The organism is Methylocystis parvus (assembly GCF_049675845.1).
Classification (GTDB): Bacteria; Pseudomonadota; Alphaproteobacteria; order Rhizobiales; family Beijerinckiaceae; genus Methylocystis; species Methylocystis parvus_A.
In genome coordinates, this window is sequence record NZ_CP187161.1 from 433,258 (window position 1) to 459,088 (window position 25,831).

Annotated in this window: 25 protein-coding genes, 1 tRNA gene and 1 pseudogene; 13 read left to right on the forward strand and 14 right to left on the reverse strand. The window is 64.8% G+C overall.

Annotated features, from left to right (window positions below):
- Nucleotides 1–78: 78 nt before the first annotated feature.
- From ACPFMJ_RS02380 to ACPFMJ_RS02395, 4 genes are all read left to right on the forward strand, one after another.
- Nucleotides 79–789 (forward strand): protein-L-isoaspartate O-methyltransferase family protein, encoded by a 711-nt coding sequence (locus ACPFMJ_RS02380; RefSeq protein WP_424362278.1) that lies wholly within the window; start codon nucleotides 79–81, stop codon nucleotides 787–789.
- Between the two features lie 128 nt (nucleotides 790–917).
- Nucleotides 918–2,369, forward strand: a complete 1,452-nt coding sequence (locus ACPFMJ_RS02385) for a TolC family outer membrane protein (RefSeq protein ID WP_424362279.1) — start codon at nucleotides 918–920, stop codon at nucleotides 2,367–2,369.
- A 140-nt stretch (nucleotides 2,370–2,509) separates the two neighbouring features.
- Complete coding sequence (locus ACPFMJ_RS02390; protein WP_424362280.1) at nucleotides 2,510–3,163, forward strand: PopZ family protein; 654 nt, start codon at nucleotides 2,510–2,512, stop codon at nucleotides 3,161–3,163.
- A 123-nt stretch (nucleotides 3,164–3,286) separates the two neighbouring features.
- Entirely contained in the window at nucleotides 3,287–3,619 is a 333-nt protein-coding gene (locus ACPFMJ_RS02395; RefSeq protein ID WP_424362281.1) for an FtsB family cell division protein, read from the forward strand.
- Nucleotides 3,620–3,621: 2 nt separating this feature from the next.
- On the opposite strand, the gene ACPFMJ_RS02400 is transcribed toward ACPFMJ_RS02395, so the two are convergent.
- Nucleotides 3,622–4,503, reverse strand: a complete 882-nt coding sequence (locus tag ACPFMJ_RS02400) for an MBL fold metallo-hydrolase (protein WP_424362282.1) — start codon at nucleotides 4,501–4,503, stop codon at nucleotides 3,622–3,624.
- A 91-nt stretch (nucleotides 4,504–4,594) separates the two neighbouring features.
- On the opposite strand from ACPFMJ_RS02400, the gene ACPFMJ_RS02405 reads away from it, so the two are divergent.
- Nucleotides 4,595–5,086 (forward strand): DUF1648 domain-containing protein, encoded by a 492-nt coding sequence (locus ACPFMJ_RS02405; RefSeq protein WP_424362283.1) that lies wholly within the window; start codon nucleotides 4,595–4,597, stop codon nucleotides 5,084–5,086.
- 1 nt (nucleotide 5,087) lies between these two features.
- Here the strand turns inward: ACPFMJ_RS02405 and ACPFMJ_RS02410 are convergent, their stop codons facing one another.
- The 4 genes from ACPFMJ_RS02410 to ACPFMJ_RS02425 all read right to left on the reverse strand — a co-directional run bounded on the left by ACPFMJ_RS02410 (nucleotide 5,088) and on the right by ACPFMJ_RS02425 (nucleotide 10,479).
- Nucleotides 5,088–5,573: an SH3 domain-containing protein gene (locus ACPFMJ_RS02410; protein WP_424362284.1), complete on the reverse strand. Its 486-nt coding sequence runs from the start codon at nucleotides 5,571–5,573 to the stop codon at nucleotides 5,088–5,090.
- 96 nt (nucleotides 5,574–5,669) lie between these two features.
- Nucleotides 5,670–9,038 (reverse strand): error-prone DNA polymerase, encoded by a 3,369-nt coding sequence (locus ACPFMJ_RS02415; RefSeq protein WP_424362285.1) that lies wholly within the window; start codon nucleotides 9,036–9,038, stop codon nucleotides 5,670–5,672.
- A 316-nt stretch (nucleotides 9,039–9,354) separates the two neighbouring features.
- The gene (locus ACPFMJ_RS02420; protein WP_424362286.1) at nucleotides 9,355–9,876 is read right to left on the reverse strand and encodes a hypothetical protein; all 522 of its coding nucleotides are present in this window, start codon (nucleotides 9,874–9,876) and stop codon (nucleotides 9,355–9,357) included.
- 177 nt (nucleotides 9,877–10,053) lie between these two features.
- Complete coding sequence (locus ACPFMJ_RS02425) at nucleotides 10,054–10,479, reverse strand: DUF1622 domain-containing protein (RefSeq protein ID WP_424362287.1); 426 nt, start codon at nucleotides 10,477–10,479, stop codon at nucleotides 10,054–10,056.
- A gap of 112 nt (nucleotides 10,480–10,591) precedes the next feature.
- Between ACPFMJ_RS02425 and ACPFMJ_RS02430 the strand changes: the two genes are divergently transcribed.
- Nucleotides 10,592–10,861 carry an EF-hand domain-containing protein gene (locus ACPFMJ_RS02430; RefSeq protein ID WP_424362288.1) on the forward strand — a complete coding sequence of 90 codons (270 nt, stop codon included), beginning with the start codon at nucleotides 10,592–10,594 and terminating at the stop codon, nucleotides 10,859–10,861.
- Between the two features lie 955 nt (nucleotides 10,862–11,816).
- On the opposite strand, the gene ACPFMJ_RS02435 is transcribed toward ACPFMJ_RS02430, so the two are convergent.
- A tRNA-Ala gene (locus tag ACPFMJ_RS02435) sits at nucleotides 11,817–11,892 on the reverse strand.
- A 159-nt stretch (nucleotides 11,893–12,051) separates the two neighbouring features.
- Here ACPFMJ_RS02435 and ACPFMJ_RS02440 point away from each other — a divergent pair.
- The 4 genes from ACPFMJ_RS02440 to ACPFMJ_RS02455 all read left to right on the forward strand — a co-directional run bounded on the left by ACPFMJ_RS02440 (nucleotide 12,052) and on the right by ACPFMJ_RS02455 (nucleotide 14,729).
- Entirely contained in the window at nucleotides 12,052–12,339 is a 288-nt protein-coding gene (locus ACPFMJ_RS02440; RefSeq protein WP_424362289.1) for a YggT family protein, read from the forward strand.
- Nucleotides 12,332–12,655, forward strand: a complete 324-nt coding sequence (locus ACPFMJ_RS02445; RefSeq protein WP_424362290.1) for a DUF167 family protein — start codon at nucleotides 12,332–12,334, stop codon at nucleotides 12,653–12,655. The genes ACPFMJ_RS02440 and ACPFMJ_RS02445 overlap by 8 nt, the downstream gene beginning before the upstream one ends.
- Nucleotides 12,656–12,661: 6 nt before the next feature.
- Entirely contained in the window at nucleotides 12,662–13,720 is a 1,059-nt protein-coding gene (locus tag ACPFMJ_RS02450; protein WP_424362291.1) for a MaoC family dehydratase, read from the forward strand.
- A gap of 493 nt (nucleotides 13,721–14,213) precedes the next feature.
- Nucleotides 14,214–14,729, forward strand: a complete 516-nt coding sequence (locus ACPFMJ_RS02455; protein ID WP_424362292.1) for a PRC-barrel domain-containing protein — start codon at nucleotides 14,214–14,216, stop codon at nucleotides 14,727–14,729.
- 68 nt (nucleotides 14,730–14,797) lie between these two features.
- On the opposite strand, the gene ACPFMJ_RS02460 is transcribed toward ACPFMJ_RS02455, so the two are convergent.
- The 4 genes and pseudogenes from ACPFMJ_RS02460 to ACPFMJ_RS02475 all read right to left on the reverse strand — a co-directional run bounded on the left by ACPFMJ_RS02460 (nucleotide 14,798) and on the right by ACPFMJ_RS02475 (nucleotide 18,920).
- Nucleotides 14,798–15,355, reverse strand: coding sequence for a hypothetical protein (locus ACPFMJ_RS02460; protein ID WP_424362293.1), 558 nt, complete (start codon nucleotides 15,353–15,355; stop codon nucleotides 14,798–14,800).
- 140 nt (nucleotides 15,356–15,495) lie between these two features.
- A pseudogene (locus ACPFMJ_RS02465) lies at nucleotides 15,496–17,000 on the reverse strand (replicative DNA helicase).
- Nucleotides 17,001–17,292: 292 nt separating this feature from the next.
- Nucleotides 17,293–17,859: a 50S ribosomal protein L9 gene (rplI, locus tag ACPFMJ_RS02470; protein WP_424362294.1), complete on the reverse strand. Its 567-nt coding sequence runs from the start codon at nucleotides 17,857–17,859 to the stop codon at nucleotides 17,293–17,295.
- Nucleotides 17,860–17,933: 74 nt separating this feature from the next.
- On the reverse strand, nucleotides 17,934–18,920 hold the full coding sequence (locus ACPFMJ_RS02475) for a DUF2232 domain-containing protein (protein WP_424362295.1): 987 nt from the start codon (nucleotides 18,918–18,920) through the stop codon (nucleotides 17,934–17,936).
- 245 nt (nucleotides 18,921–19,165) lie between these two features.
- Between ACPFMJ_RS02475 and ACPFMJ_RS02480 the strand changes: the two genes are divergently transcribed.
- Nucleotides 19,166–19,576, forward strand: a complete 411-nt coding sequence (locus ACPFMJ_RS02480) for a copper resistance CopC family protein (protein ID WP_424362296.1) — start codon at nucleotides 19,166–19,168, stop codon at nucleotides 19,574–19,576.
- A gap of 12 nt (nucleotides 19,577–19,588) precedes the next feature.
- Here ACPFMJ_RS02480 and ACPFMJ_RS02485 read toward each other — a convergent pair whose 3' ends face one another.
- Complete coding sequence (locus ACPFMJ_RS02485) at nucleotides 19,589–22,150, reverse strand: ABC transporter permease (RefSeq protein ID WP_424362297.1); 2,562 nt, start codon at nucleotides 22,148–22,150, stop codon at nucleotides 19,589–19,591.
- Nucleotides 22,150–22,827, reverse strand: a complete 678-nt coding sequence (locus ACPFMJ_RS02490) for an ABC transporter ATP-binding protein (RefSeq protein WP_424362298.1) — start codon at nucleotides 22,825–22,827, stop codon at nucleotides 22,150–22,152. The genes ACPFMJ_RS02485 and ACPFMJ_RS02490 overlap by 1 nt, the downstream gene beginning before the upstream one ends.
- A gap of 97 nt (nucleotides 22,828–22,924) precedes the next feature.
- Here ACPFMJ_RS02490 and ACPFMJ_RS02495 point away from each other — a divergent pair, with 97 nt between their 5' ends.
- Nucleotides 22,925–23,539 (forward strand): arylesterase, encoded by a 615-nt coding sequence (locus ACPFMJ_RS02495; RefSeq protein WP_424362299.1) that lies wholly within the window; start codon nucleotides 22,925–22,927, stop codon nucleotides 23,537–23,539.
- A 33-nt stretch (nucleotides 23,540–23,572) separates the two neighbouring features.
- Entirely contained in the window at nucleotides 23,573–24,142 is a 570-nt protein-coding gene (gene thpR / locus ACPFMJ_RS02500; RefSeq protein WP_424362300.1) for an RNA 2',3'-cyclic phosphodiesterase, read from the forward strand.
- Between the two features lie 32 nt (nucleotides 24,143–24,174).
- Here thpR and ACPFMJ_RS02505 read toward each other — a convergent pair whose 3' ends face one another.
- Nucleotides 24,175–24,990 (reverse strand): lysophospholipid acyltransferase family protein, encoded by an 816-nt coding sequence (locus ACPFMJ_RS02505; protein WP_424362301.1) that lies wholly within the window; start codon nucleotides 24,988–24,990, stop codon nucleotides 24,175–24,177.
- A gap of 96 nt (nucleotides 24,991–25,086) precedes the next feature.
- Nucleotides 25,087–25,830 (reverse strand): YdcF family protein, encoded by a 744-nt coding sequence (locus ACPFMJ_RS02510; protein ID WP_424362302.1) that lies wholly within the window; start codon nucleotides 25,828–25,830, stop codon nucleotides 25,087–25,089.
- Between the last annotated feature and the right edge of the window lies 1 nt (nucleotide 25,831).

Below are 25,831 nucleotides of genomic sequence, written 5' to 3' on the forward strand. Positions count from 1 at the left end.
CCGGAACCTATAAAAGCGCCGCCGACCCGAGGTCGGACAAGACTACGAGATAGAGGGCGGCGAGACGCCGGGAAACGAATGTCGGAAGCAGCGGTGGCGACGGTTCGTCGGGATTCGGAGCAGGGGCAGGCGGTGGCCGAGTTGCGGCGCACCATGGTCGACCGCCAGCTGCGTCCCTTCGACGTGACGGACGTTCCGTTGCTCGAACGCTTCCTGGAAGTGCCGCGCGAATTGTTCCTGCCCTCCAGTCAGGAGGCGCTCGCCTATTCCGATCTCGCTGTGACCGTAAAGGGCGCCGGCAAGCGCACGCTGCTGCCGCCGCTCGTGCTCGCCCGCCTGCTGCAGGGCGGCTCCCCGCGCCCGGGCGAGAGGGCGCTGGATATTGGCGGCGCCGGCTACTCGGCGGCCGTTCTCGCCGGCCTCGTCGGCGAAGTCGTGGCGCTTGATAGCGATCCGGAGCTCGCGGCCCGCGCCAGGGAAGGTCTCTCTGCGATCGGCGCCGGCAATGTGCGCGTCGAAGTCGGCCCGATGGAGAAGGGCTGTCCCGCCGCTGGGCCTTTCGACGTCATCTATGTCCACGGCGCGGTGGAAGCCGGGCTCGACGACCTTTTCGCGCAGCTGACGCCGAATGGTCGTCTCCTTGCGATCGTCACGCCGGAGCAAGGCGCGGGCCAGCATGTCGTGCGATACGAACGCCAGGGCGGCCAGCCGGCGGGACGCATCTCGCTTCTCAGCGCCAATGCGCCGGTTCTCGAAGGGTTTGCGAAGGCGCCGGCGTTTACGTTCTGACGCCTCTGTTTCGCCCCATTCGCGTTCCTAGCGTTCCTGTGCAGCTTATCGTGGAGAGTCGCGCGTCGAATGGCGTGGCTCTCAATGTTGTGCTTCCGGCTCGGCCGGTCGGTGAGAGGATCGTGTGGATGGATTGGGCGGCGTCTGAGCGGCCGCATGCGGCGGCTGGTCTGTCGACCTTTGCGCGGAGCTTTATCGCCGCGGCGGGCCTGCTATCCGCTTTGGGCGGAGAGGCGCGGGCCGAATCGCTGATGACCGCGCTGGCGCGGGCCTATGCGGGCAACCCGGATCTCAATCAAAGCCGCGCCGCGGTGCGCGTTCGGGACGAGGAGACGCCGAAGGCGCTCGCCGGCATGCGGCCGAAGGCAAACATTCAGGCGTCGGCCGGGCCCCAATACGCCAATCTGCGCTTTCCGGCCGGTCGCGACCCGGTGACAGGCAAGCGCAACTATTCGCTGGAAGAATATACAGGCTACCCGAGAGGCGCGACCCTCAACATGTCGCAAAGCATCTTCGACGGCGGCCGCACCGAGAATTCGGTCAAGCAGGCCGAGTCGAACGTGTTCGCCGCTCGCGCGAACATGCGCCTGACCGAGCAGGCGATTCTGCAGAACGGCGCCACCGCCTACATGAACGTGTTGCGCGACACGGCGGTGATGAATCTGCGCAAGAACAACATCTCCGTGCTCGAGCAGCAGCTCAAGCAGACGCGCGACCGCTTTCAGGTCGGCGAGGTGACGCGCACCGACGTCGCGCAGGCCGAGGCGTCGCTCGCTCAGGCCAAGTCCGATCTTTACGCCGCGCAGGCGATCCTCAAGAACAGCGTCGCCAGCTACCGGCAGATCATCGGGGTTGATCCGGGCCATCTGGAGCCCGGGCGCTCGCTCGAAACGCATTTGCCCAAATCCCTGAACGACGCCATTTCGACCGCAATCGCCGAGCACCCCGGCGTCGTGACGGCGCTGCATCAGGTGGACGCGGCCGAGATGGCCGTGAAAGTCGCGGAAAGCGCGCTGTCGCCGACGCTCTCCGTCAATGCGCAGGTGTCGAACCAATACGACTCCTTCCTCGGCATTCCGGGCACGCGCCAGTTCTCCGCCGCCGCGAGCGGGCAGCTCAACGTGCCGCTCTATCAGGGCGGCGCGGAATACGCCTCGATCCGGCAGGCGAAGGAGCAGTTGGCGCAGGCGCGCCTCAACGCCGATCTGCAGCGCGACAGCGTGCGCGCCAGCGTCGTGTCGAGTTACGGCCTGCTGGAGACCGCGAAGGCGTCGATCATTTCGGGCCAGGCGGCCGTGAAAGCCGCGGAGACGGCTCTCGCCGGCGTGCGGGAGGAAGCCAAGGTCGGTCAGCGAACGACGCTCGACGTTCTCAACGCGCAGCAGGCATTGCTCAATGCGCGCGTAAATCTGGTGGTTTCCCAGCGCGATCGCGTGGTGGCCTCCTACGCGGCGCTCGGCGCGGTTGGCCGCCTGTCGGCCGAGGAGTTGGACCTCAACGTCGCCCTCTACGACCCGTCGATTCACTATGAGCAGGTGAAGCTGAAATGGTTCGGGACGGAGACGCCCGACGGTAGATGAACTGCAAGGAGCGGGTGACAGCGGGCTCGGAAAGGTGTGGAATTCAAGGTACGTCGTGTTGATTCGCGTGCGCGGGGCCGTCACAGATACTTGACCAAACGCACTGCAATACGTCGCTAACCATTTGAAGAAAGCACTCCATGAGCGCAGCCAACGCGTCCGCCCCGTCGCCTTCCATCCAGGATGAGATGCGCGCGCACGAGCCCTCTATGGAGGAAATTCTCGCCTCGATCCGACGCATCATCGCGGACGACGATTCGCTGCCGGGCGCGCGCCGCCGGCGCGAGGAAGAGGCGGCCGCTCCCGAGCCCGCGCCTGTCGTTCAGAACGCTTATCCTGCGCCGGTCCTCGAGCCCGCTCCCGCGCCGCAGCCCGGACCGGTCGCGGAAGAGCGCCCGCAACCCGCGCCCGTCGCCGACATCCGCCAGCTTCGCTTGAGTCGCGCGGCGCCCGAGCCCGTCATCGAAGAGCCGGAGGCGGTCGAAGAAGACGAGTATGACGACGAACCGGAGCTTTCCGAGGCGCTCGTCGCGACGGCGAAAGAGCCGCTCGACGCCTACGATTCGTTCGAGAGCGCGCCGCTGGTTTCAGCCGAAGCGGCTTCGTCCGTCGCCTCGCATTTCGAGGCCCTTGCGACGAGCATGTTCATCAATGACAGCGGCCTTCTGCAGAAATATGCGCAGGAGATGCTGCGGCCGATGCTCAAGCAGTGGCTCGACGACAATCTCCCGGTGATCGTGGAGCGCCTCGTGCGCGCGGAGATCGAGCGGGTGGCGCGCGGCGGGCGTCGCTGAGTGCATTTCGCCAGAAGCGTCGTTTGAGAGCGCCGGCTGTGTCCGGCGCTTTTTTGCGTCATATGCAGGGAGCTTTGACGGCTCGTTAACGCTACCTATAGAAGTCGGCGCTATCGTCCGGGCATGCACAGACTCGGCGTATTCCTTCGTTCGCTGATCCTCCCCGTCACGCTCTATTGCGTCGCCGGGACTGTCGCCGCCTATTTCGTCTGGCACGGCGTCAACGGCCAGCGCGGCCTGAAGACCGGCGAGGAATATGAGCAGAAGCTCGCTCAGCTCCGTCTGGAGCGCGACATGCTGAAATTCCAGCGGATGCAGTGGGAAAGCCGTATCGCGCTGATCAAGGGCGAGAAGGTCGACGCCGACATTCTCGACGAGCAGACGCGCAAGAGCCTTGGCCGCGTTCACAAGAACGACGTCGTGATCCTTCTGCCGAAGAAGGAAGACGGGCGCTAAAGTCACTTCAATGAAAAGCGGCCCGTCAGACTGAGCGGCCCGTCGCTGGCCACCAGCTCGCGCGCGACGAGGTCTTCGAGATGGGCGAGCACGTTCAGCGCCGCCGCGCCATGCAGCCTTTTGTCGACGCTCTCATAGATGCGCGCCACCATGGCGGCGATCGTATCGTCGCCGGCCTCCAGGCGCTGGAGAATCGCCGCCTCTCGCGCGCGGCGATGATGCGCCAGGGCGCGCAGGTAGCGGGCCGGATCGCGCACCGGATCGCCATGGCCGGGCCAGTAGATTTCATCGTCGCGCCGTCGCAGCCGCTCGATCGACGCCATGTAGTCGGTCATGGAGCCGTCCGGCGGCGCCACGACCGTCGTGGACCAACCCATAATGTGATCGCCAGTGAAGAGCGCCTTCTCCTCGACGAGCGAGAAGCAGAGATGGTTCTGCGTATGGCCCGGCGTCTCCAGCGCTTCGATCGTCGCGCCGCCGAGTTCGACGCGGTCGCCGTCTTTCATCACGACGTCCGGCGCGTGGGCCGTATCATGCGCGGCGTCGAGACCCGGTCCCTCGACGCGAATATCGGCGCGCGGCGCGTAGGGCGCACAGCCCATGATCCTCGCGCCGCTCGCTTCCTTCAGCGCCCGCGCGGCGGGCGAGTGATCGCGATGCGTATGGGTGACGAGGACGCAGGAGAGCTTCTCGCCGTCGATCGCCTTTAGCAGCGCGTCGATATGTGCGGGCCTGTCCGGACCTGGATCGACGATTGCGACGTCGCCGGCGCCGAGGACATAGGTGCAGGTTCCCGTATGGGTGAACGGGCCGGGATTGGGCGCGATGACGCGCCGCACACGCGGCGAGACGCGTTCGACAATCCGCTCGCTTTGCGCGTCCATGCTGCTCCTCCGCGACTCGCCGAAAATAGGCGTTTCGGCCGTGCGTTTCAAAGCGCGAGTCGAAAGGGTAGATTGGAGCGAGGAGACTTCCATGCCTTCGCGTCTCGCGCCGATGGTCGCTTTTCTCGCTCTCGCCGCTGTCCTGGCTGCGGAGGCGGCTTTCTACCTGCCGCGCCTCCCGGCTCGGATCGCGACGCATTTCGACGCATCCGGCGCGCCGAATGGTTGGGCGAGCCCGAGCGTTCTTTCGCAGGACATCGCGTTGCTGACAGCGATTTTCGCGGCGATCTTTCTAGGCGCGGGGCTTCTGGATCATGTCCCCATGCGCATGATCAACCTGCCGGGCGGCCGCCGGGAGCTCGATGCGGCTCAGGAAAAAGCGGCGAAGGCCTATCTTCGCGACTGGATCCGCTGGTTCGTCGTCCTGACGGTGACGCTTTTCGCGCTCGTGATCGGCAGGGTGCTGGCGGCCAATCTGGCGCCCGAGCCTCGGCTGGGAAATGAGATGTGGGTTTTGCTCGGCGCATATCTCGTGGCGGATGGGGCGATGCTCCTCGCCCTCATCCGCCGTTTTCGAGCGTAGCTTACATCGGGAAGAGCGCGTTCTGGCGGCTCAACTGCGATTCCAGCACATAGCCGATCTTTCCGGCGTGGTTGACCTTGCACCAGCGGGTTTCGCCCCAGCCATAGATGCAGGCGCCCTGATTGACGATCGTGTTTTCGGGGATCGTGCCCACCACGCGATAGCTCGGTCCCGGGCCTTTGTACATGTTGACGTCGTTATTGGTCACGACCGGGGCGACTTCGACATTGTTCCCGTCCCCTGCGAGCACACCGGCAGCCACGTAGCCGTCGATAGCGCCGGCCCTGATGTGACACCAGTCGCGTTTCCAGCCGCCGCCGCAATCGACGACCGTCACATCCGTTCCCGCGGGAAGGGTGGCGATCACCGGCCACTTCTTGGTGGGGCCGGAGCGCACCGTCGCGGGGCTGGTCACCGGCGCCGCGAGGGCGGCTGTCGCGGTGAACGCAGCCGCGCAGGCGGCGAGGCGGAGGAAGGCAGATTTCATTCGAAGCTCCCTTGGAAATTTCTTCTAGGCTTTGGCTAAGTCGCCGTTTGATAACGGTTTGCGTAGCTGATTGGTTCCAGCTCGCATGAGGCATGCTTAATGGAAGTTGCGCGCCTTCGGCATAGCCTCGCCCTTGGCCCGCATCGTTTCCAAGAGGCGCAAATCGCTGGATAAATCATCGACGCGCTCGGCGACGACGTGGATGACGCCGGCCTCCTTTTGCAGGCGGCCCGTGACTGCGACATATCGCGCGCCGATGATTTCCGCGCGCTGGCGCTCCAGGAGTTTCGGCCAGACGATGATGTTGGCCTGGCCGGTCTCGTCCTCGATCGTCATGAAGACGACGCCCTTGGCGGTGCCGGGCCGCTGGCGCAGCAGCACGATGCCGCCGACCGTCACGCGCCGGCCGACGCCGTCGGGGAAACGCGACAGCGCTTCGCAGGGGAGGGCGCGCCGCGCCTCCAGCCTGTGGCGCAGGAAAGCGACGGGGTGGCCTTTGAGCGAGAGGGAGAGGAAGCGATAGTCTTCGACGACTTCTTCGCCCGGCGGCATGGGCGGCAGATTCGCGTCGGGCTCCAGCGGCGAGAAGGAGAGGTCGCGCAGCAGAGGCAAATCATCCTTGTCGCCCGCGCGATTGAGCCCCGCCGCCGCCCACAGCGCGTCGCGGCGGGAGAGCCCGAGCGAGGCGAAGGCGTCGGCCTCCGCAAGGCGCGTGAGCGTCGCGGGGGAGAGCTCCGCGCGCAGCCAGACGTCGCGCACAGAATCATAGCCCTTGCCCCGCCGCGCGACGAGCCGGCGCATGTCTTCCTCCGAAACGCCCTTGATCTGGCGGAAGCCGAGTCGGATGGCGTTGTTTGCGAGAATATCGGCGGCCATATCGGCGTGGCGGGGGTGCAATGCGGGACTCGAACCCCACCCGACCCCGCTTCGCGGGGCCACCCTCCCCGTAAAGGGGAGGGATGAACTCACGCCCGGCCTTTCGGGCTGATCCCACTCTCCAGAATTTGTGTCACGATCCACATCGCCGATGCAGCCCAATCCCTCCCCTTTACGGGGAGGGTGGCGCGTGGAGCGCGACGGGTGGGGTTCGCCTGCCTCCAGCGTGCAATCCCAATCCGAGGCGTTGATATCCACCTCCCGCACCTCGATCCCATGCTCCTTCGCGTCGCGCACGATCTGCGCCGGCGCGTAGAAACCCATGGGCTGCGCATTCAAGAGTGCGCAGGCGAAGACATCCGGGTAACGGCATTTCAGCCAGGCGGAGGCATAGACGAGCAAAGCGAAGGACGCCGCGTGGCTTTCGGGAAAGCCGTATGTGCCGAAGCCCTCGATCTGACTGAAGCAGCGTTCCGCGAAGTCGCGCGCATAGCCCTTTTGCGTCATGCCGAGGATCATCTTGTCGCGAAAGCCGCCGATGAGGCCCGCGCGCTTGAATGTCGCCATGGCGCGGCGGAGTTGATCCGCCTCCGATGGCGTGAAGCCCGCCGCGACGATGGCGATGCGCATGGCCTGCTCCTGAAAGAGCGGCACGCCATAGGTGCGGCCGAGAACCTGCTCGAGCTCTTTCGACGGGTAGGAGACGGGCTCCTTGCCCATGCGGCGGCGTAAGTATGGATGCACCATGTCGCCCTGAATGGGGCCCGGCCGCACGATCGCGACTTCGATCACGAGGTCGTAGAAGCAATTGGGCTTCAACCGCGGCAACATGGACATTTGCGCGCGGCTCTCGATCTGAAAGACGCCGACCGTATCCGCGCGCGAGATCATCGCATAGACACGCTTGTCTTCGGCGGGGATCGTCGAGAGGCGATGCCTGATCCCGTAATGCTGCGCCAGCAGATCGAGCCCCTTGCGCAGGCAGGTGAGCATGCCGAGCGCGAGCACGTCGATCTTCAAGAGGCCCAGCGCGTCGAGATCGTCCTTGTCCCATTCGATCGTGCTGCGGCCCTCCATGGCGGCGGGCGCGACGGGGACCACTTCGTCGAGTCGGTCGCGCGTGATGACGAAGCCGCCTGAATGTTGCGTAAGATGGCGCGGGAAGCCTTCGATTTCTTCCGCAAGCGCGAGCGCCTTGGCGAAGCGTGGTTCGCTCGCGTCGAGGCCGAGCTTGGCGATGTCGTCGGCGCGCGTGCCGCGCTCACTGCCGCGTCCGAAGGCGGCGGAGGAGAGGCGGCCGACGAGATCGTTTGAGAGGCCGAAAGCCTTGCCGATTTCTCGAATGGCGCTCTTGCCGCGATAAGTGGTGACGGCGGCCGCCAGCCCCGCGCGCTCGCGGCCGAAGCGTTCATAGATGTATTGGATCACCTCCTCGCGCCGTTCATGCTCGAAATCGACGTCGATGTCGGGTGGCTCGTTGCGCGCGGCTGAGACGAAACGCTCGAAGAGAAGATCGTGCTTCGTCGGATCGACTTCCGTAATGCCGAGACAAAAGCAGATGACGGAATTCGCCGCAGAGCCGCGCCCCTGCGCGAGGATTCCCTGGCTGCGCGCGAAGCGCATGATGTCGTGCACGGTGAGGAAGTAAGCGGCGTATTTCAGCTCCGCGACGAGCGTCAATTCGCGTTCGAGCAGCGCCGTCACATGCTCGGGCGCGCCTTGCGGATAGCGCGTCTTCGCGCCTTCGCGCGCATAGAAGCCGAGCGCCTCCTGTTCGCTCTTAAAGCCTTCGCGCAATTCGCTCGGATATTCGTAAGCGAGGTCGGTGAGGCGGAAGTCGAGAGCCTCGATGAAGCGCGCGCTTTCTTCCACGGCTTGCGGCGCGTCGCGAAAGAGCCGCGCCATTTCCTCCGCGCTTTTCAGATGACGCTCGGCGTTGGCGGCGAGGAGAAAGCCAGCTTCGTCGAGCGTCGTCCTTTCGCGAATGCAGGTCAGCGCGTCGGCGAGCGGGCGGCGCTCGGCGGCGTGCATATGCGCGTCGTTGACCGCAATGAGCGGCAGGCCGAGTTCTCGCGCGAGATCGATGCGGCCGAAAAGACGCGCGCGTGGGCGCGGGCCGTATAGCGCGGTCGCCGCGATCCAGACGCAGCCTTGCGCCGCTTCGAGAAGGGCAGGGGGCGGCGCGCCGTTCTCCATCAGGATGAGGCGCTGGCCCTCGGCGAAATCGAGAAGGTCGTCGAGTAAGAGCGCGCAGTCGCCTTTCTGCGTTCGCATATTGCCGCGCGTCAGCAGCCGGCACAGGCGCCCATAGGCGGCGCGGTCTTTCGGGTAACAGAGAATATCCGGCGTCCCGTCACGGAAGACGAGGCGCGTCCCCACGCCGAGACGGAAGTCGCCGACGCTCTCCTTGTGCGCGCGCAGATAGGAGAAGGCGCGCACGACGCCAGCGAGCGAATTGCGGTCGGCGATCCCGATCCCGCAATGGCCGAGCGCCACGGCCGTCGCGGCCATCTCTTCGGGATGAGACGCGCCGCGCAGGAAAGAGAAATTGGTCGTCGCCGCAAGCTCGGCGTAGCGGGGCGCGGACATGGCGAGAGCGGGCTAAATGTTCTCTTATTGTTCTTATCTTCCTCCTCGCGTCAAGCAAGCTTAGCCATACGGTTGGCGCGGAAACTAATTCTCCAAAGATGGAGAGATGTTGCGAGTCATGCGTTTTCGAACAGAAAACGAACTGCAACGAAAACGCCGTGAACAGATGACGATCAAATGATTGTTATTCAAGTCGAATTTGCTGCCGCTGCTGGAGGCCAAAAAGGCCCCGCGGGCGAGGCCTCGAGCGGGGCTCAAACAAAAAGAAACGGCCGGCGCACAGTGCGCCGGCCGTAAATTTTTTCTCGCTGTTCCGTTACTGAGCCGCGGGCTCTTCGGCCGGGGCGTCGGCCGGAGCGGCCTTGGGCTTCGGCTTCGGCTTGGGCTTCGGCTTCGGCTTGGGCTTCGGCTTGGCGGGAGCCGGCGCGGCGGCTTCCGGCGCGGCGGCGGCGGGCTCAGCGGCGGGCGGCGCGCCGGGGAGCGGCGCAGGCTCGGCGGCCGGCGGCGCAGCAGGGGCTTCCGCAGCAGCCGGAGCGGGCTCGGCCGGGGGCGCCGCAGGCGTCTCAGCGGCGGCGGGCGTTTCAGCAGGCGCGGATTCGGCCGGCGCCGGGGCGGCGGCGGAATCGGGCTCCTTCGGCGCTTCCGGCTCGGCGGCGGGCGTCTCGGCCGGGGTCGGCTCAGCAGCCGGGGCCGGCGCTTCCGGCTTGGGCTCCATCATTTTCTGGATCGCCGCCCGCAAGGAGGCGACGCGTTCGCTCGGCGCCGCATAGACGCCAAGGCCGAAGCCGATCGCGCCTGCGACGAGAGCCGTCACAATGGTCGATAAAACACGCGCCATTCGATGCGTTCCTCCACAAATCGTTGTGCTTGTGCCTAGGCGTGTTAGGCCTGCATCCAAATACGAGTATTGTCGGATCGTAGCAATTCTGAGACGCCGCGAACCGCCAAGGCGCGGAATTCACCGCGCCGCGCGCCGCAGGCGAAAGGCTGATTTCGCCAAGGAAATCCTTGCTGTTTACAGCCGCGCATCGGATCTTTCCGTTGCAGCGCTTTCGGCTTCCTGACGTCGCCACGGCCACCGGCCTTCGATCTCGACTTCAAGAGAAAAGCTCAAAAACGTGCGAATCACGACGATCAGGCCGAGCACGGAGAGGCTTTCCAGGGAGGGCGTGATCGCCACCGTGCCGATGATGTCGGCCGCGACCAGCAACTCCAGACCGAGAAGAATCCCGCGTCCGAGATTGGCGCGATAGCGCCTTAGCGCAAGCTGCCAGTCGCCTGTTTTCAGGCCGCCATGAAGAAAGGCGAGCGTCGCGACGACCGCCGCGACGACGATGACCATGACGCCGGCGGCCTCGATCATCGAGGAGACTTGCTGCAGCCGAATGTTCAGATCGGCCCGGGCGGGCCAGTGCAATTCCGTCAGATTCATCCTCCGCATTAGGAGCTTTGGCCGCCTTTGACGCAAGCGTGTGTTTGGGCAAGACTGCGCCCGCAAAAAAGCAAAGAGCGCGATAGCCTTGACGTCGCGCCGCGCCTCAAGGGGACAAGCGATGATGAAACGATTGATCGGGGCCGCCATGGTCGCCGCCGCGACGCTCGCCGTCACGGCCGCGCAGGCTCAGTCGGCGGCGCAGATCGCCGCGATGGAAGCGAAATTCGCCGCCGCCGACAAGGATGGGGACGGAAAGCTCACTCCCGAGGAAGCCAAGGCGGGCATGCCCCGCGTCTCCGCGAATTTCGCCAAGATAGACAAGGGCGCCAAAGGTTTCGTCACTGTCGAGGACATCAAGGACGCGATGGCGCTGATGATGGGCAAGTAAGCCCTTTCCGCAATGGCGCCGACGGCCCTGCATGACTTTCGTCACGCAGGGCCTTTTTGCTTTTATGGCGGCGCAACGGTCGTGAATGTTCCCGAGCCGAGTCGGAATTGTTGCTGGCCGTAACGGCGGTAAGCATCATTGTCGTGTTGGCGTTGGAGGGATTGGAGTCGGCGATATTTTCGTCGTACCGCTCGCCGTCATGGCCCGTATGCCATAGCCGCCAATGTTACGAATCACGCAGTCGTCGATCTGCACGACGCCGGCTCACTCGTTTGCGAACAAATTTCCCCACAATTCGATGATCTCGCTAGCGCGGATGCTTCACCCCGTCGCCGCGACGCTGTCGTCACCTGCGAGATTCTCGAATTTGCGCAACGCAGAATTAAAGCCCAGCCGCGAGATTCGGCGTGCTATTCCCAAAAACTCAAATCATAGAGGCTCAAATGAGCGACCGAAGCTATTTTCTTTTAGGCGTTTTCGTCTTCTCCGCCGTGATCCTGTCCGTCGGCACATGCAAGCCGGGAAGCGAGACGGTTCAACCGCCGTCATTGTTCGATCGCTGTTGCGAGAGGTGCGGATAGGAGGGGAAGGTGACCCTGTCCATTGAACGCGCAACAGGGTCACCGACGGGTCTTGAAACACGACCGTCATTCAAATGTGAACGACAGTAGACTCGTGTTCTGACCATGCAACTTCTGGGTGAATTTTCGATTAATTTTAATGATTACCTTCAGCGGCGTTGGTGACTCGCAATTCCATGCGGAGTAGCGCCCTCGTTAAGTCGCATGACTCCCAGAGCGGCCAAGGCGCTGGCGCTTCTCCACCCGATACGAGCACGGGCGGGAAATATCACGCGAGCAGGATAGGGCGGGGACGGCGCGCCTCGAGCCGGCGCCACCAAAGCCAATCGGCGCTCGGGCCGGTTGTTTTTATGATTATCCTATAGGGAATTTCCTGGTGGAGCTGGGGGGATTCGAACCCCCGACCTCTGCAGTGCGATTGCAGCGCTCTCCCATCTGAGCTACAGCCCCGTTCCGAGGCGGGTGGATAAACGTCGGGCCATTCGCTGTCAATCGCCCTTTGCCCCGGTTTACAAAAAATCGTCGCCAAGCCTGCGGCTTCGCGAGAGGTTGCCGCGCCGGGGCGGGAAGGCTACAGAGGCCGCAGCCCTTCATTTGCGGGATGAAAACATGTCTTACGCGGTTGCGAATCTGCTTCTCACCGTCATCGACCTTTACTGGTGGGTGGTGATCGTGTCGGTCATCCTGTCATGGCTCGTCGCCTTCGACGTGCTCAACACGCGCTCCCAGGCCGCGCAGACGATCTGGCGCGCTGTCGATGCGCTGACGGAGCCGCTGCTGCGTCCCATCCGCTCGATCCTGCCCGCCGTCGGCGGCCTGGATATTTCGCCGCTGATTCTGCTCTTGGGCCTGCAGTTCCTGCGCGACATCGTCGCCCGCACTCTCGTCTATGGCTGAGACGCCCTGGTCCGCCGAGGCTGACGGCGTCACGCTCTGGCTGCGGCTGACGCCCAAGGGCGGGCGCGATGCGATCGACGGCGTTGATACGATGGCCGACGGCAAGACGGTGCTGAAGGCGCGCGTGCGCGCCGCGCCGGAGGACGGCAAGGCCAACGCCGCCCTGATCGAGCTGATCGCAAAGGCGCTGGCGGCGCCGAAAAAGGCGGTGACGATTCGCTCCGGCGAGACGAGCCGCGTGAAGAAGCTATTCGTCGCGGGCGACCCCGCGACAACCATCGAGGCGCTGGCCAGACTGGCGCAAAACAACGGTTGAGACGAGATGAGCAAGTCGAAAATCAACGTCGGCAATTTCTTCGAGGATTTCAAAATCGGCCAGGTGCTGCGCCACGCCGCGCCGCGCACCGTCACCGTCGGCGAGGTTGCGCTCTACACCGCGCTCTATCTGCCGCGCTTCGCGGTGCAGTCCTCAAAGGCCTTCGCGCAGGCGATCGGCTATCAGGAAGCGCCGATCGACGATATGCTCGTGTTTCATCTCGTGCTCGGCAAGACCGTTCCCGACGTGTCGCTGAACGCCATCGCCAATCTCGGCTACGCGGATTTCAAATTCCTCGTGCCGGTCTATCCGGGCGACACGCTCGACGCGGTGTCGGAGGTCATCGGCCTCAAGGAGAACTCCAACAAGGAGACCGGCGTCGTCTATGTTCGCACGACCGGCAAGAACCAGCGCGGCGAGACGGTGCTCTCCTACGCCCGCTGGGTGATGGTCAAGAAGCGCGACAAGGACGCGGCCGTAGGCCCCGCCGTCGTGCCGGACCTGCCGAAGGCCGTCTCCCCGTCGGAGCTCGGCAAGGCCGTTCCGAAGCTCAATATCGGCGCCTATGACAAGGCGCTCGCCGGCTCGCCCTTCTTCTGGGGCGATTACGAGGTGGGCGAGAAGATCGACCATATCGACGGCATGACGGTGGAGGAGGCCGAGCACATGCTCGCCACGCGCCTCTACCAGAACAATTCGAAGGTGCACTTCAACCAGTATTACGAAGCGCAGGGCCGCTTCGGGAAACGCATCATCTATGGCGGCCATGTAATCTCGATGGCGCGCGCGCTCTCCTTCAACGGGCTCGAGAACGTGTTCCACATCTCGGCCGTGAATGGCGGCAAGCACGTCAATCCGCTTTTCTCCGGCGGCACCATCTTCGCGTGGTCGGAAGTGCTGGATAAGGCCGAGATCCCCGGCCGCAGCGACATCGGCGCGCTGCGCATGCGCCTCGTCGCGACGAAGGACAAGCCCTGCGCCGAGTTCCCGCTGAACACGGCCGAAGGCAAGCCCGACCCCGCCGTGCTGCTCGACCTTGATTATTGGGCGGTGCTCCCGCGCTGAGGCGACGATCGCTCAAATATGACGAAATGATCGAGGCGCCCTCGGGCTCCTCAGCTTGCTGATAAAGTCGGGATGACGCCCCTCGTGCTTCGAGACGCCTGCTGCGCAGGCTCCTCCGCATGAGGGGCTTCTTCTGTTTACGCCAATAAGTAGGCCTCATCCTGAGGAGCGAGCGAAGCTCGCGTCTCGAAGGACGAGGCCGCCCTCGGGAGTTTGTCGGCAAGCTAAGGCGCCCCCTCGGGCGCCTTTTTCTTTTCGCCCGTGTCCCCCTTCGTCATTGCGAGCGAAGCGAAGCAATCCAAAGTCGTCGCTTAGCTCCTCGCAATGACGCCTTCGCCGCCCGCCAAGCTAGGAACAACGCCCCGGGCCGTCTGTTGTAGGGGCACGTGAAGCAGGTCTGGTTCACGGACGAGCCTCGAATAGCGCGATTTTATCAACGGGCGCGTGATCCCGCGCGCTCGGAAAGCGCGCTTGCGACGATGGAGTAACACACATGTTGAAAGCGATCATGTTCGCCGCTGCGCTGACCACGGCAGGAGCGGGCGTCGTCTATGCGCAGGCGACCGGCGGATCCACCATGGGCACGGGCTCGGAACGCGGAACGACGATGGAGCGCGGAACCACCATGGAGCGCGGGACCACCATGGACCGCACCACGGGCAAGACCGGCTCCATGGCGCAGATGATGACGACGCTGCCGCAGCACACGACGGCCGTCTCCAATTGGTACGACCAGAACGTCTATGACCAGCAGGACAACAAGATCGGCGAGATCAAGGACATGCTGCTCGACCAGCAGGGCAAGGTGCAAGCGGTCATCGTGTCCGTCGGCGGCTTCCTTGGCATGGGCGAGAAGGACGTGGCCGTCGCCTTCGACGCGGTGCAGCCGACGCAGCGCGAGAACAAGTGGTGGCTGACGATGAACGCCAACAAGGACCAGCTCCGCACGGCGCCGGGATTCCGCTTCGACCGTTCGAAACAGGCGTGGACCGTGGCGTCCCGCGACTGAGCCTTCCAGAAATCAAGAAGCCTCGCCGCATGGCGCGGCGAGGCTTCGCTTTGGAGATAAGGCCAGCTTCAGAGCTTGTTGTTGGGGGCGGTGACGGCCCAGGTCGTGGCGGCCGGCGGAATCGGATAGACGCCGGTCAGAGCCTGCTTCTTGGCCGGGTAAGTGCCGGGGACGAAGCAGGACAAGATATTCGGCGGGTTGTTGCCCATGCAAACCGGGTCGAACGAATTCATATTGGTTCCGTTGACCATGTAAAAGACGGCCATGGACGTCGTCGTCGGATCGACATTGGTCCAGCGATAGGGCAGCGTCACCGTGCAACTCCAATCCTTGTTGCCGTTGGTAATGCCGCCATTGGCGATGTTCGCTTCGGTGATGGCCGTTTCCGCGCCGAAGGCGGCGGCGAGCGCGCCGAGGCTCAGCGAACCGGGTGTGGCGGCTTGAGCGCTGTTGGGGACGAGGAAAGTGGTCGCCTTGCAGAAAACCTTGCCGGTCTGTGTCACCGGCGTCTTGAAGTTGCCCGAGATGGTGACGTTCACCGTGCCGCCGACAGACGCGACCACTTGCGCCTGGGCGGCGCCGCAAAGGGCTGTCGAAGCGGCGATCAAAATTCCCAATAGTTTCATTGTGCGTCCTCAATTTCGACAAAATTAAGCGCGTGTCGGCGCCCGACGCCGAGCTAATCAGGTCGATTGGGCCTCTGCAATAGAGCGCGGCCTATATTCACGGGGATTTTTGGCCTGATTACTTGGACTTGGCCGTTCAGCTACATCCGAGCTGGAAGTTTGTCTTCGTCAGCAAGATTAGAGAAGCGCGTCACTTCCGCCTCGAAGGCGAGGGCGACGGTGCCGGTCGGACCGTGACGCTGCTTGCCGATGATGGCCTCGGCGCGGCCATGCGCGCGCTCCATCTCGGCCTGCCAGTTGATGTGCTCCTCGGTGCCTTCGCGCGGCTCCTTGTTCTTCAGGTAATATTCCTCGCGATAGACGAAGAGCACGACGTCGGCGTCCTGCTCGATCGAGCCGGATTCGCGCAGGTCCGAGAGCTGCGGGCGCTTGTCGTCGCGCGCTCGACCTGACGCGAGAGCTGCGAGAGCGCGACGATCGGCACATTGAGCTCCTTGGCCAGCGCCTTGAGGCCGGTGGTGATCTCGGTGAGTTCCTGCACGCGATTGTCGCCGCGCGACTTCGAGCCCGCGAGAAGCTGCAAATAGTCGACGACGAGCAGATCGAGGCCGCGCTGGCGCTTGAGGCGCCTCGCGCGCGCGGTGAGCTGCGCGATTGAGATGCCGCCGCTCTGGTCGATGTAGAAGGGAATGCTCTGCATCTCGCGCGACGCCTGCACGATGCGCTCGAAATCGTCCTGGCTCAGATCGCCGCGGCGAATCTTGTAGCTCGCCACGCCGGATTGTTCGGCGATGACGCGGGTCGCCAATTGTTCGGCAGACATTTCGAGCGAGAAGAAGCCGACGATGCCGCCATTGATCGTCTTGTGGGAGCCGTCGGGCTCGACCTCATATTGATAGGCTTTCGCGACGTTGAAGGCGATGTTGGTCGCGAGCGCCGTCTTGCCCATGCCGGGACGGCCCGCGAGGATGATAAGGTCGGACTTCTGCAGACCGCCCATCTTCTCGTCGAGATCGAGAAGGCCGGTCGAAATGCCCGAGAGATGGCCGTCGCGCATATAGGCGCTCGACGCCATGTCGATCGCGATGGTGAGCGCGTCCGAAAATTTCTGAAAGCCGCCTTCATAACGGCCGGTTTCCGCGATCGAGTAGAGCTTGCGCTCAGCCTCCTCGATCTGCGCGCGCGGGCTGGCGTCGACGGGGGAGTCGAAGGCCGTATTGACGATGCCTTCGCCGATGTTGATGAGATCGCGCCGTACGGCGAGATCGTGGATGATGCGGCCATAATCTTCAGCGTTGATGATCGTCGTCGCCTCGGCGGCGAGACGCGCGAGATAGGCCTGAATCGTCACGCCCGCCGGCAGCTCGATGTCGGCGAGGAAGGTCTTGAGCGTGACGACGGTCGCGAGTTTTCCCGCGCGGATGAGCTGCGCCGTCGTCTCGAAGATGCGGCGATGCAGATCTTCCGAAAAATGCTCGGGCTTGAGGAAGTCGGATACGCGGTCGAAGGCGTCGTTGTTGACGAGAATGGCGCCCAGCAGCGCCTGTTCGGCTTCGATGTTGTGCGGGGGCGTGCGGTATGCGGGCGTCTCGGGCTGCGCGACCTGAAAGGAGCGCCGGCCCGCCAATTGTTCGATTGGAGGCATCGGGTCTCGTTATTGCGAATGAAACGCCGGGGCTTTCAAACACGCGACGCGGAAGCCGTCCGGATATGTGGCGACATTCGCATGAAGGCGGGCGGGGCGCCAGACTTGACTCTTAAAGAGAGGTTTCTGGCGCCAGGTTGCGAGTCTTATTCACAGTGCGACATGGCGCCTGCGCCCCGGCGCTTGCCTGTTGCCGAATCGCACGCCTCTTTCGACGCTCCAGGAGATAAAAACGCAAAAACCCGGCGATCTTGCGACCGCCGGGCCAAAAATCCAAAAGACGTCGGCGCTCTTAGAGCTCGACGTCGCCAGCCTCGGCCAGCGCGGCGCCGACCTCGAGGCCGAGGTCGTCCATCGAGGTTTCCTCGCGCGACGCAATGGTCGACTCGCCGCGCGCCTGGCGCTCGGCTTCTTCATCCGAGCGGGCGACGTTGACGGTGATCTTGACGTCGACCTCGGGGTGCAGATGCACCGGAACCGTGTGCAGGCCCAGCGCCTTGATCGGATGCGTCAGCACGACCTGGTTGCGGTTCAGCGAGAAGCCGCCGGCCGTCGCCGCCTCGGAGATGTCGCGCGCCGCCACCGAGCCATAGAGATGGCCGCTCTCGCCCGCCTGGCGGATGAGCACGAAGGTCTGGCCGTCGAGCTTCTCGGCGACGGCTTCGGCTTCCTTCTTGGCCTCGAGATTGCGGGCCTCGATCTGGGCGCGCTGGGTCTCGAAATGCTTCTTGTTGCCTTCAGTCGCGCGCAGAGCCTTGCCGCGGGCGAGGAGGAAATTACGGGCGTAGCCGTCGCGAACCTTGACCGTTTCGCCCATCTGGCCGAGCTTGGCCACGCGTTCGAGCAGAATGACTTCCATTTTTCTTCTTCTCCGAGAGTTGGCGCCTTTGTCAGGAAAATCGCGCGGAAGTCAATCCCTCCGCGGGTTTTTGCCTATTCCCCCGATTTTTGCGGCTGGGGAGGCGCCGCGGCCTTGCGGTCGCGATAGTTGAAGACGGTGTCGGCTACGCCGAGCACGGTGAGAGGCACGATCGGCCACCCAAGGAAGCCGAGCATGAAATAGAGGATCGACAGCACGACCGCGCTCGATTTGGAGCCCCGGACGAAGACGTGCACGACGGCGAGGCCTTGCAGCATCAGCAGGGCTCCAAGCGTCGAAGCGAGCACGAAGCCCACCGCGCCGGCGGGGCCGCTGAAAAAGCTGAGCGCGAGGCCGGAGCCGAAAACGCCGGCTACGGCGCGCGGCAGGCGGTAATCCATCGCGATATCAGGCCAAGGGCGCGAAAGCAGCCCCGAGGCGCGGGCGATGAAGGCGCCCATCCAAAGATTGGCGATGTGGATGATGAGCGCGTAGCCCGCGAGGAAGGCGGGAACGGCCCGCGCGACCTGGCCCGACAATTCCGTCGGGTTCATCGCCTCGGGCAGCTCCTTGTTCCTGTGCATCGAGTCGAGGATCAGGAAGGCGCGGGCGCGAATAGGGTTCAGGACCTCGTCCAGCGAGCCGTAACTGAAGGTGGCGACGAGGAGCCAGAGAATGACGGCGGTCGCCAGCGCGGCGCCGGCGGCGAGGCAGGCCCAGCTCGAGACATTCGCCTTGATGAGGTCGCGGCGGTCGCGTGGGGCGCCGGAAGCGGCGTAGGCGGCCAGCCAGGCCGGGATGCCGACGAGGAGGGCGTAACCCATGCCCACGACCGGATGGGACAGAACCGACAGCAGCAGCGTGGCGACGATCGCCGCGGTCGCGCCATGAACGACGCCGAAGCCGAGCGCGACGATCGCGAGCGGCAGCGGAGCCAGATGCGCAAAGAGCAGCCCGCCAAGGCCGCCGCGCGCCACGACGGCCGCGATCGCCGCGGCGGCAAAGCCGCCGAGGATCGAAACGCCGATATTTTGCGGCGAGAAGACGCTTTTGTCTGGCACGGTCGTTTCCGGTCGGGTTGGCGGCTCGCCCACAAAGAGGCGCGGTCAAGCCAAAAAGCGCCGAAACGACCTCTCGGCCGGCAGCGCACGGGGCTTTTAGTCCGCCGCAGGTCAAAGGGCAAGGGCGGGGCGCTCTGCGGGCCTTTAGAAATATTCAAATCTCGCCGCGAACGGACGCCGTTCACCATGCGTTTGGACTCCCGAAGCGCCGGCGCTCCGAGCGTCGGCCATGCAGGAGAAACGCCATGAAACGGGTTACGACATGCGCCCTTGCCGCGCTTGCCCTGACCGCGACTCAGGTCCCGGCGCAAGCGCACACTTATCTCGTCGATTCCGTTCCCGCCAAGAAGCAGGAGGTCATGCATCCGCTGGCGCGGATCAAGCTCACCTTCTCCGGCAAGGCCGACGCGCTCTTCTCCACCGTGAGGCTTGTCGATGCGACGGGCGCCGTGGTGGCTGAGAAGACGCAGGAGACGGCTTCCCGCGAGATGGCGATGCCCGCGCCCGAGTTGCAGCCGGGAGCCTATCGCATTTGCTATCGGATCCTGTCGGCGGACGGAGATATTGTCGAGGGGAAGGTCGACTTCGAAGTGAAATCCGAGGCGGTCGGCGACCAGACAGCGAATGCGCTCGAGTCGAAGAGCGCCGGGAGCTGAGAAGCCTGAAGCTCACAGCTCCCGCAATTCGGGCCCCGGCCGGCGGGACAGCACGCGCCATGTGCCCCCGAGGCCGAGGCCGATCGTGATGGCGAGCGTCGCCAGCGTCGTCGCCGCCACGACGTCGACGGGGAAGGCGAAGTCTATCTTCATGACCAAGGCGACCATCGCATAGGCCGCCCCGGCGCCGGCGGCGAGGGCGATCAGGGACGCGACGAGACCGACGAGGCCGAATTCCAGGCCATAGGCCGTCGCGAGCCAGCCGCGCGTCGCGCCGAGCGTCTTGAGCACCACGGCGTCGTGGAGCCGGGCGCGCTGACCGCTCGCCACGGCGCTTGCGAGCGCAAGGATGGCGGTGACGATAGCGAGCCCAGACGCCGCGCGGGCGGCGAGGGCGAGTTGACCGGCGATCTTGTCGACCGCCGCAAGCGCCTCCTTCACCCGCACCGACACGATCATCGGGAATCGTTTGGCCGTCTCGCGCGACAGACGGGCGTCCATGGCGTCGCGCGCTTCGACGGTCGGCGCCCCATAAGCGACCGTGAAAAGCTCCGTATAGGGCGCGCCTCGGAAGGTGTTGGGCGAGAAGACCATGATGAAGTTGATCGCATAGCTGCGCCAGTTCACCTTGCGCAGATTGGCGACCTTCGCCGTCGTTTCACGGCCCAGCACATTGACCTTGATCTCGTCCCCCACCGTAACGCCGATGCCTTCCGCGACCTTCTGCTCCAGCGAGACGAGCGGGGGGCCGTCATAATTGGCAGGCCACCATTCGCCTTCCGCAAGCTGCGAATTGGCGGGGAGCGTCGCCGAGAAGGTAATGCCGCGATCGCCCTCGAAGGCCCATTTCTGGTCGTCGGCGACAGAGACCTTGCCGACCGGAACGCCTTTCACCTCGATCATGCGCCCGCGCATCATCGGCACATGTTCGATCTTCGCGGCGGGCGCCTGCTCGGCGAGGAAGGCGCTGAAAGCCTGCGTCTGTGATTTCGGCGTGTCGACGAAAAAGAAATTCGGGATTTCGCCGGCGTCCGCGCGCGCAAGCTCGTTGTGGATCGCGCCTTCGACGAGCGCGAGGGCGATGAGCAAGGTCTGCGTCAGTCCGATGGAAACGACAAGCGCGGGCGTGAGGCTCTTGGGCCGCCAGATATTGGCGAGCGCGAGCCGCAAACGCGCGTCGCGCGGTCGCGGCAAAGCGCGCGCGACGCGCATGGTCAGCCAGGCCGCGCCGCGCAGCGCGCCGAAGGCGACGACCGCCGCGCCCACATAGGCCGCGCCGAGTTTCAGATCGGAGGATGAGAGCATCACAAGCGCCGCGAGGGCGAGCCCCGCGGTCCAGGCGGCGGCCCGATAGCGGGTGAGTTTGACGCTGCGCGGATCATCGCGCAGCAGCGCCGCAACCGGAACCTCATGCGCGCGTCCGAGCGGGACGAGCGCGAAGATGAGCGTGACCAGCAGGCCGTAAAGCGCGCCGAAGAAAGCGCCGCGCGCGTCGAGCGCGGCGGAGACGGGGAGTTCGGCGACCTCGCGCAAAATGCCCGCCGCCGCCCAGGGGATGAGAGCGCCGACGGCGAGGCCGAGGAGAATGGCGACAAACGCCGCCGCCATGACCTGCGCGAGCGCAATGGCGAAGACCCGTGAGCCCGTGGCGCCCAGCGCCTTCAACACCGCGAACTGCGTGCGCTTGCGCTCCACGAAGCCCTGCACGGCGTTGGCGACGCCGGCCCCGCCCGCGACCAGCGCGGTGAGCGCGACGAGGGTGAGCAATTGCGCAAAGCGGTCGAGATTGCGCGAGAACTGCGGTGAGACGGCGTCGCGCGTGCGCGCCTCCCAGCCCGCTTGAGGGAAGGCGTCGTTGGCCGCCTTCACAAACGCTTTGACCTCCTCGTCGGTGCCATTCGCATTGAGCGTGATCCGAACGGCGTTGCGCACGACGGCGCCGGGCGTCACGAGCCCGGCGGCCTGCAAGGTCGCGCGGGTCATCATCACGCGCGGGCCGAAATTGACGCCGCCGGCGAGTTTGTCCGGCTCGCTGATGAGCTTCGCGCGCAATTGCACGCGCGAATTGCCGATAAGCAGCGTGTCGCCGAGTTTAACGTCGAGCCGCAAAAGCAGGATGGGATCGACGGCGATTCCCGCCACGCCGTCCTTCTCCGCAAGGGCGTCGTCGGCGAGGGAAAAGGCGGGGTCGAGCGTCACGGCGCCGAAAGCGGGGTAGGTCGCTAGGTCGACGGCCTTGATCTCCACCATCGCCGCTTCGCCATCGTCGCGCCGGGCCATGGCGCGCATCAGCGAGATTTCGGACAGGCGCCCGCGCGTTTCGAAGAAGGCGCGCTGCTCGGGCGAAAACTCCCGCGCCACGAGACTGAAGGAGGCGTCGCCGCCGAGGATGGTGCGCCCCTCGCGGGCGAGGCCCTCGGCAAGCGAGCGCGAGAGGCCCGAGACGCCGGAGATCGCCGCGACGCCGATGACGATGCAGGCCATGAAGATGCCGAAGCCGCGCGGATCGCCCAAGAGATCGCGCAGCGCGAAACGCAGGCCGAAGGGCAGGCGCTTGAAACGGGCGGCCTCCATCAGCTTTCGTCCGCCTCGATCCGCCCGGACCGCAGCCGCACCCGGCGCCCGCATTTCGCGGCTAGGCCAGGATCATGGGTGACGAGCACCAAAGTCGCGCCCCGGCGCTGCTGCTGGGCGAAGATGAGGTCGATGACCGAGGCGCCCGTCTCGGAGTCGAGATTGCCGGTCGGCTCGTCCGCAGCGAGGATCAGCGGATCGGGGGCGAGGGCGCGGGCCAGCGCCACGCGCTGCTGCTCGCCGCCCGAGAGCTGCGCGGGGTAGTGGGAGAGGCGGGCGCCGAGGCCCACGGCCTCGAGCTCTGACGCCGCAATGTCGAAAGCATCTGATTTTCCGGCAAGTTCCAGCGGAACGGCGACGTTTTCGAGCGCCGTCATGGTTGGAATCAGCTGGAAAGACTGGAAGACAACGCCTATTTTTTCTCCACGGAACCGCGCCAGCGCGTCTTCCGAAAGCGCGCCGAGGTCGCGACCGTCGATTTTGACGGCGCCGGAATCGGGCCGCTCCAGTCCGGCGAGGGTCATGAGCAAGGTGGATTTGCCAGAGCCGGACGGACCCAGCAGACTGACCGTCTCGCCAGCGGCGATACTGAGGCTCACGCCCTTCAGGACATGGACCCGCGCAGCGCCTTCGCCCAATGTGAGATCGACGTCCGCGAGTTCGATGACCGGTTGCACGGAGAAACTTTCCTTGAACGACGCGCCTTGTCAGACGCTTGTGACTTCGCCGTTATATCGCCTGTTCGGGCGCGGGCTTCAAATCCTGGCGGTTTCCATGGCTCTCTTTTCCGGCGGCGCCGAGGCGGCGCAAAAGCGCGTTCTCGCCTTCGGCGACAGCCTGACGGCCGGGCCGGGCCTCCCGGCCGAGGACACTTTGCCGGTCCAGCTCCAGAAGCTGTTGAAAGCGCAGGGGCACGACGTAGAGGTGATCAACGCCGGCGTCTCCGGCGACACGACCGCCATGGGGGCGGACCGGCTCGATTACGCGCTTTCGGACGGGCCGATCGACGTGGCGATTCTGGAGCTCGGCGCGAACGACATGCTCAACGGGATGTCCCCGAAGGACGCCCGGGCCAATCTCGCCAAAATGATCGAAACTTTCCAGTCGAAAGGCGTGAAAGTCGTCCTCGCGGCCATGGCCTCCAGCAACAATTGGGGGCAAGCTTATCGCGAGGAATTCGATTCGATCTATCCCGACCTCGCCACCAGATATGGAGTGACGATGGTTCCATTCTTCATGGAAGGCGTCTGGGGCGACCCCAAACTCCTGATCGGTGACGGCGTGCATCCCAACGCCGCGGGCGTGTGGAAGATCGCGAACAAAATCGCTCCCTATCTGGAAAAGGTTCTCGCGTCCTCGGGCGCGACGAAGGAGTCGCGCTCGCAATAGGGCGCGGCGTTTGCGGCGAAAGAGGAGGAACGAATGCCTAGACTGTTTACGGCCCTGGAAGTTCCTCCCCACATCGCCGAGAGCCTGTCGCGGATGCGCGGGGGCGTCTCCGGCGCGCGCTGGATCGACGTCGAGAACTATCACATCACCTTGAGGTTTCTGGGCGACGTCGATGACGCCTTCGCCCGTGACGCGGCCAATGCGCTCTCTTTCATCGAGCGGCCGGAGATCGAACTGACGATCGATCAGCTCGACTCCTTTGGCGGCCACAAGCCGCGCGCCATCGTCGCGCGGGTGCGGCCCGATTCCGCGCTTCTCGAGATGCAGGCGGAACAGGAGCGGCTGATGCGCCGCCTCGGCGCGCCGCCGGAGCCGCGCAAATTCTCGCCGCATGTCACGCTCGCCCGATTGCGGGGGTCGAATGCGGCCTCCGTGGCCGCTTATCTCGGCGCGCGCGGCTACTTTCCGCCGCTGCGCTTCACGGCGGAGCGCTTTGTTCTGTACTCGTCGCGCGATTCGGTCGGCGGCGGCCCGTATATCGTGGAGGCGGAATATCCGCTCTCCGAGAAGCGAGCGATGCTGACGGGGCTGGCGGGCGCGTAGCTTTGCGCGCAGCGGCGCGGTTGGCCGCGGGGTCAGGCTTCCTCGCGGCGGCCGCGCTTTTGAGCCTTTTCCTTGTCCTTCTCGATCGCCTTCGCACGGTTTTCCGCGACGACCGCCGCGAGGCCAGGATCTTTTGCGACCGCTTCGGCGATCAGTTGATCCGACGCCGTCTCGATCGCAGTTTGCAGCTTGTCGAAGAATTCCCGCGTGGGCAGACCCGGCTGAATGGCCGGCAGGAACTCCATCACGATCTTGCCCGGACGGATGACGAAGGAGCGGCGCGGCCAAAAGAGGCCGGCGTTCAGCGCGACGGGCAGCACTGGGACGTTCGTCGCCGCGTAAAGATGGGCGACGCCGACCTTGTAGGCGGGCGGGGCGCCGGCCGGGCGGCGCGTTCCTTCGGGGAAGATGAAGAGCTGGCGGCCCTCGGCGAAGATCTTCTTCGACTTCTCGATAAGCTGCGGGAGCAGTTTACCGCCTTTGGCCCGGTCGATGCCGATCTGCTGCGCCGCCAGCAGATACCAGCCGAAAAACGGAATCCAGACCAGCTCGTGCTTCAGGATATAGCTGAAGTCAGGGAATTTCGTGGGCAGGACGAAAGTATCCCAGATCGACTGATGCTTCGCCGCGACGATGACGGCGCCCTTGGGGATGTTTTCGAGGCCCCGAAACTCGACCTTCGTTCCGCAAATCTTGTCCAGCAGCCAGAGCGAGAGCCGGCCCCAGGTGCGGCCCAGCTCCTGCGAGACCTGCCGGCGCATGAAGAGGCCCGGCAGCCAGACGATCTGCAGAATGACCATCGTCGAAAAGAACAGAATCTGGAAGACGAGCGAACGCAGGATGATCATGGGCGGCGCTTTTGATTGTCTGGACCGCGCTTCGCCGCGCGCTCCCCGATGTTGCGTGCGCCTTTTACGCCAGCCCCGCCGGGCTTAACAAGGCGGTCACTCCGAGGCCGTTTCGCTCGCCCGCAATTTCGCCTGTTCGAGGGCGCTTTCCTCCTCCCGCACCGTGATGCGGAGCAGCGCGCCGAGAAATTTGAGATATTCGCCGCCGACGAGCCGCATCACCCTCAAATCGGTCGCCCAGTCCGAGACGTCGACATGCTCGCTCACGACCGGGAAGGGGTAGAGCTTGATGTCCGGAAGCTCGGCGGACAGCTCGGCCAGCGCGCGCGGCATGTGGTAGTTCGACGTCACGACGATGAGCGACCGGGAAATATTGTGGACCTGCGCCCATTCCCGGGTTTCGCGCGCATTGCCGATCGTGTCGAGCGCCTGATAGCCGAGATCCACGCAGCAGTTGAAGAGGTCGCGCGGCACGGGGAGGAGTTTGGCGAGCTCCGAACTGCGCGTGGCCCGATTGACCCCGGTGATCAGCATGCGCTTGCCTTGCCCCTGCGCGAACAGGCCGGCGGCTTCGAGTACGCGATCGGAACCGCCCGTGAAGACGACGACGCCCTCGGCCTTGACCGTCAGATTCGGCTCGACGCGAGCGAGCGACAGCGCGAACCAGACAAAGCCGGCCGCGAACAGGAAGAGGCATGTTCCAAGGAGGCTGAGCGCCGTCCGAACGACAGCGCGCCCGAAACCGGACCTTTCCGCGACGCCCGCCGTCACCTTGCCGCCCCTCCGAAATTTCAGCCATTGTCGCGCCAAGACGCGATTTCTCGACAGATATATGGTCATA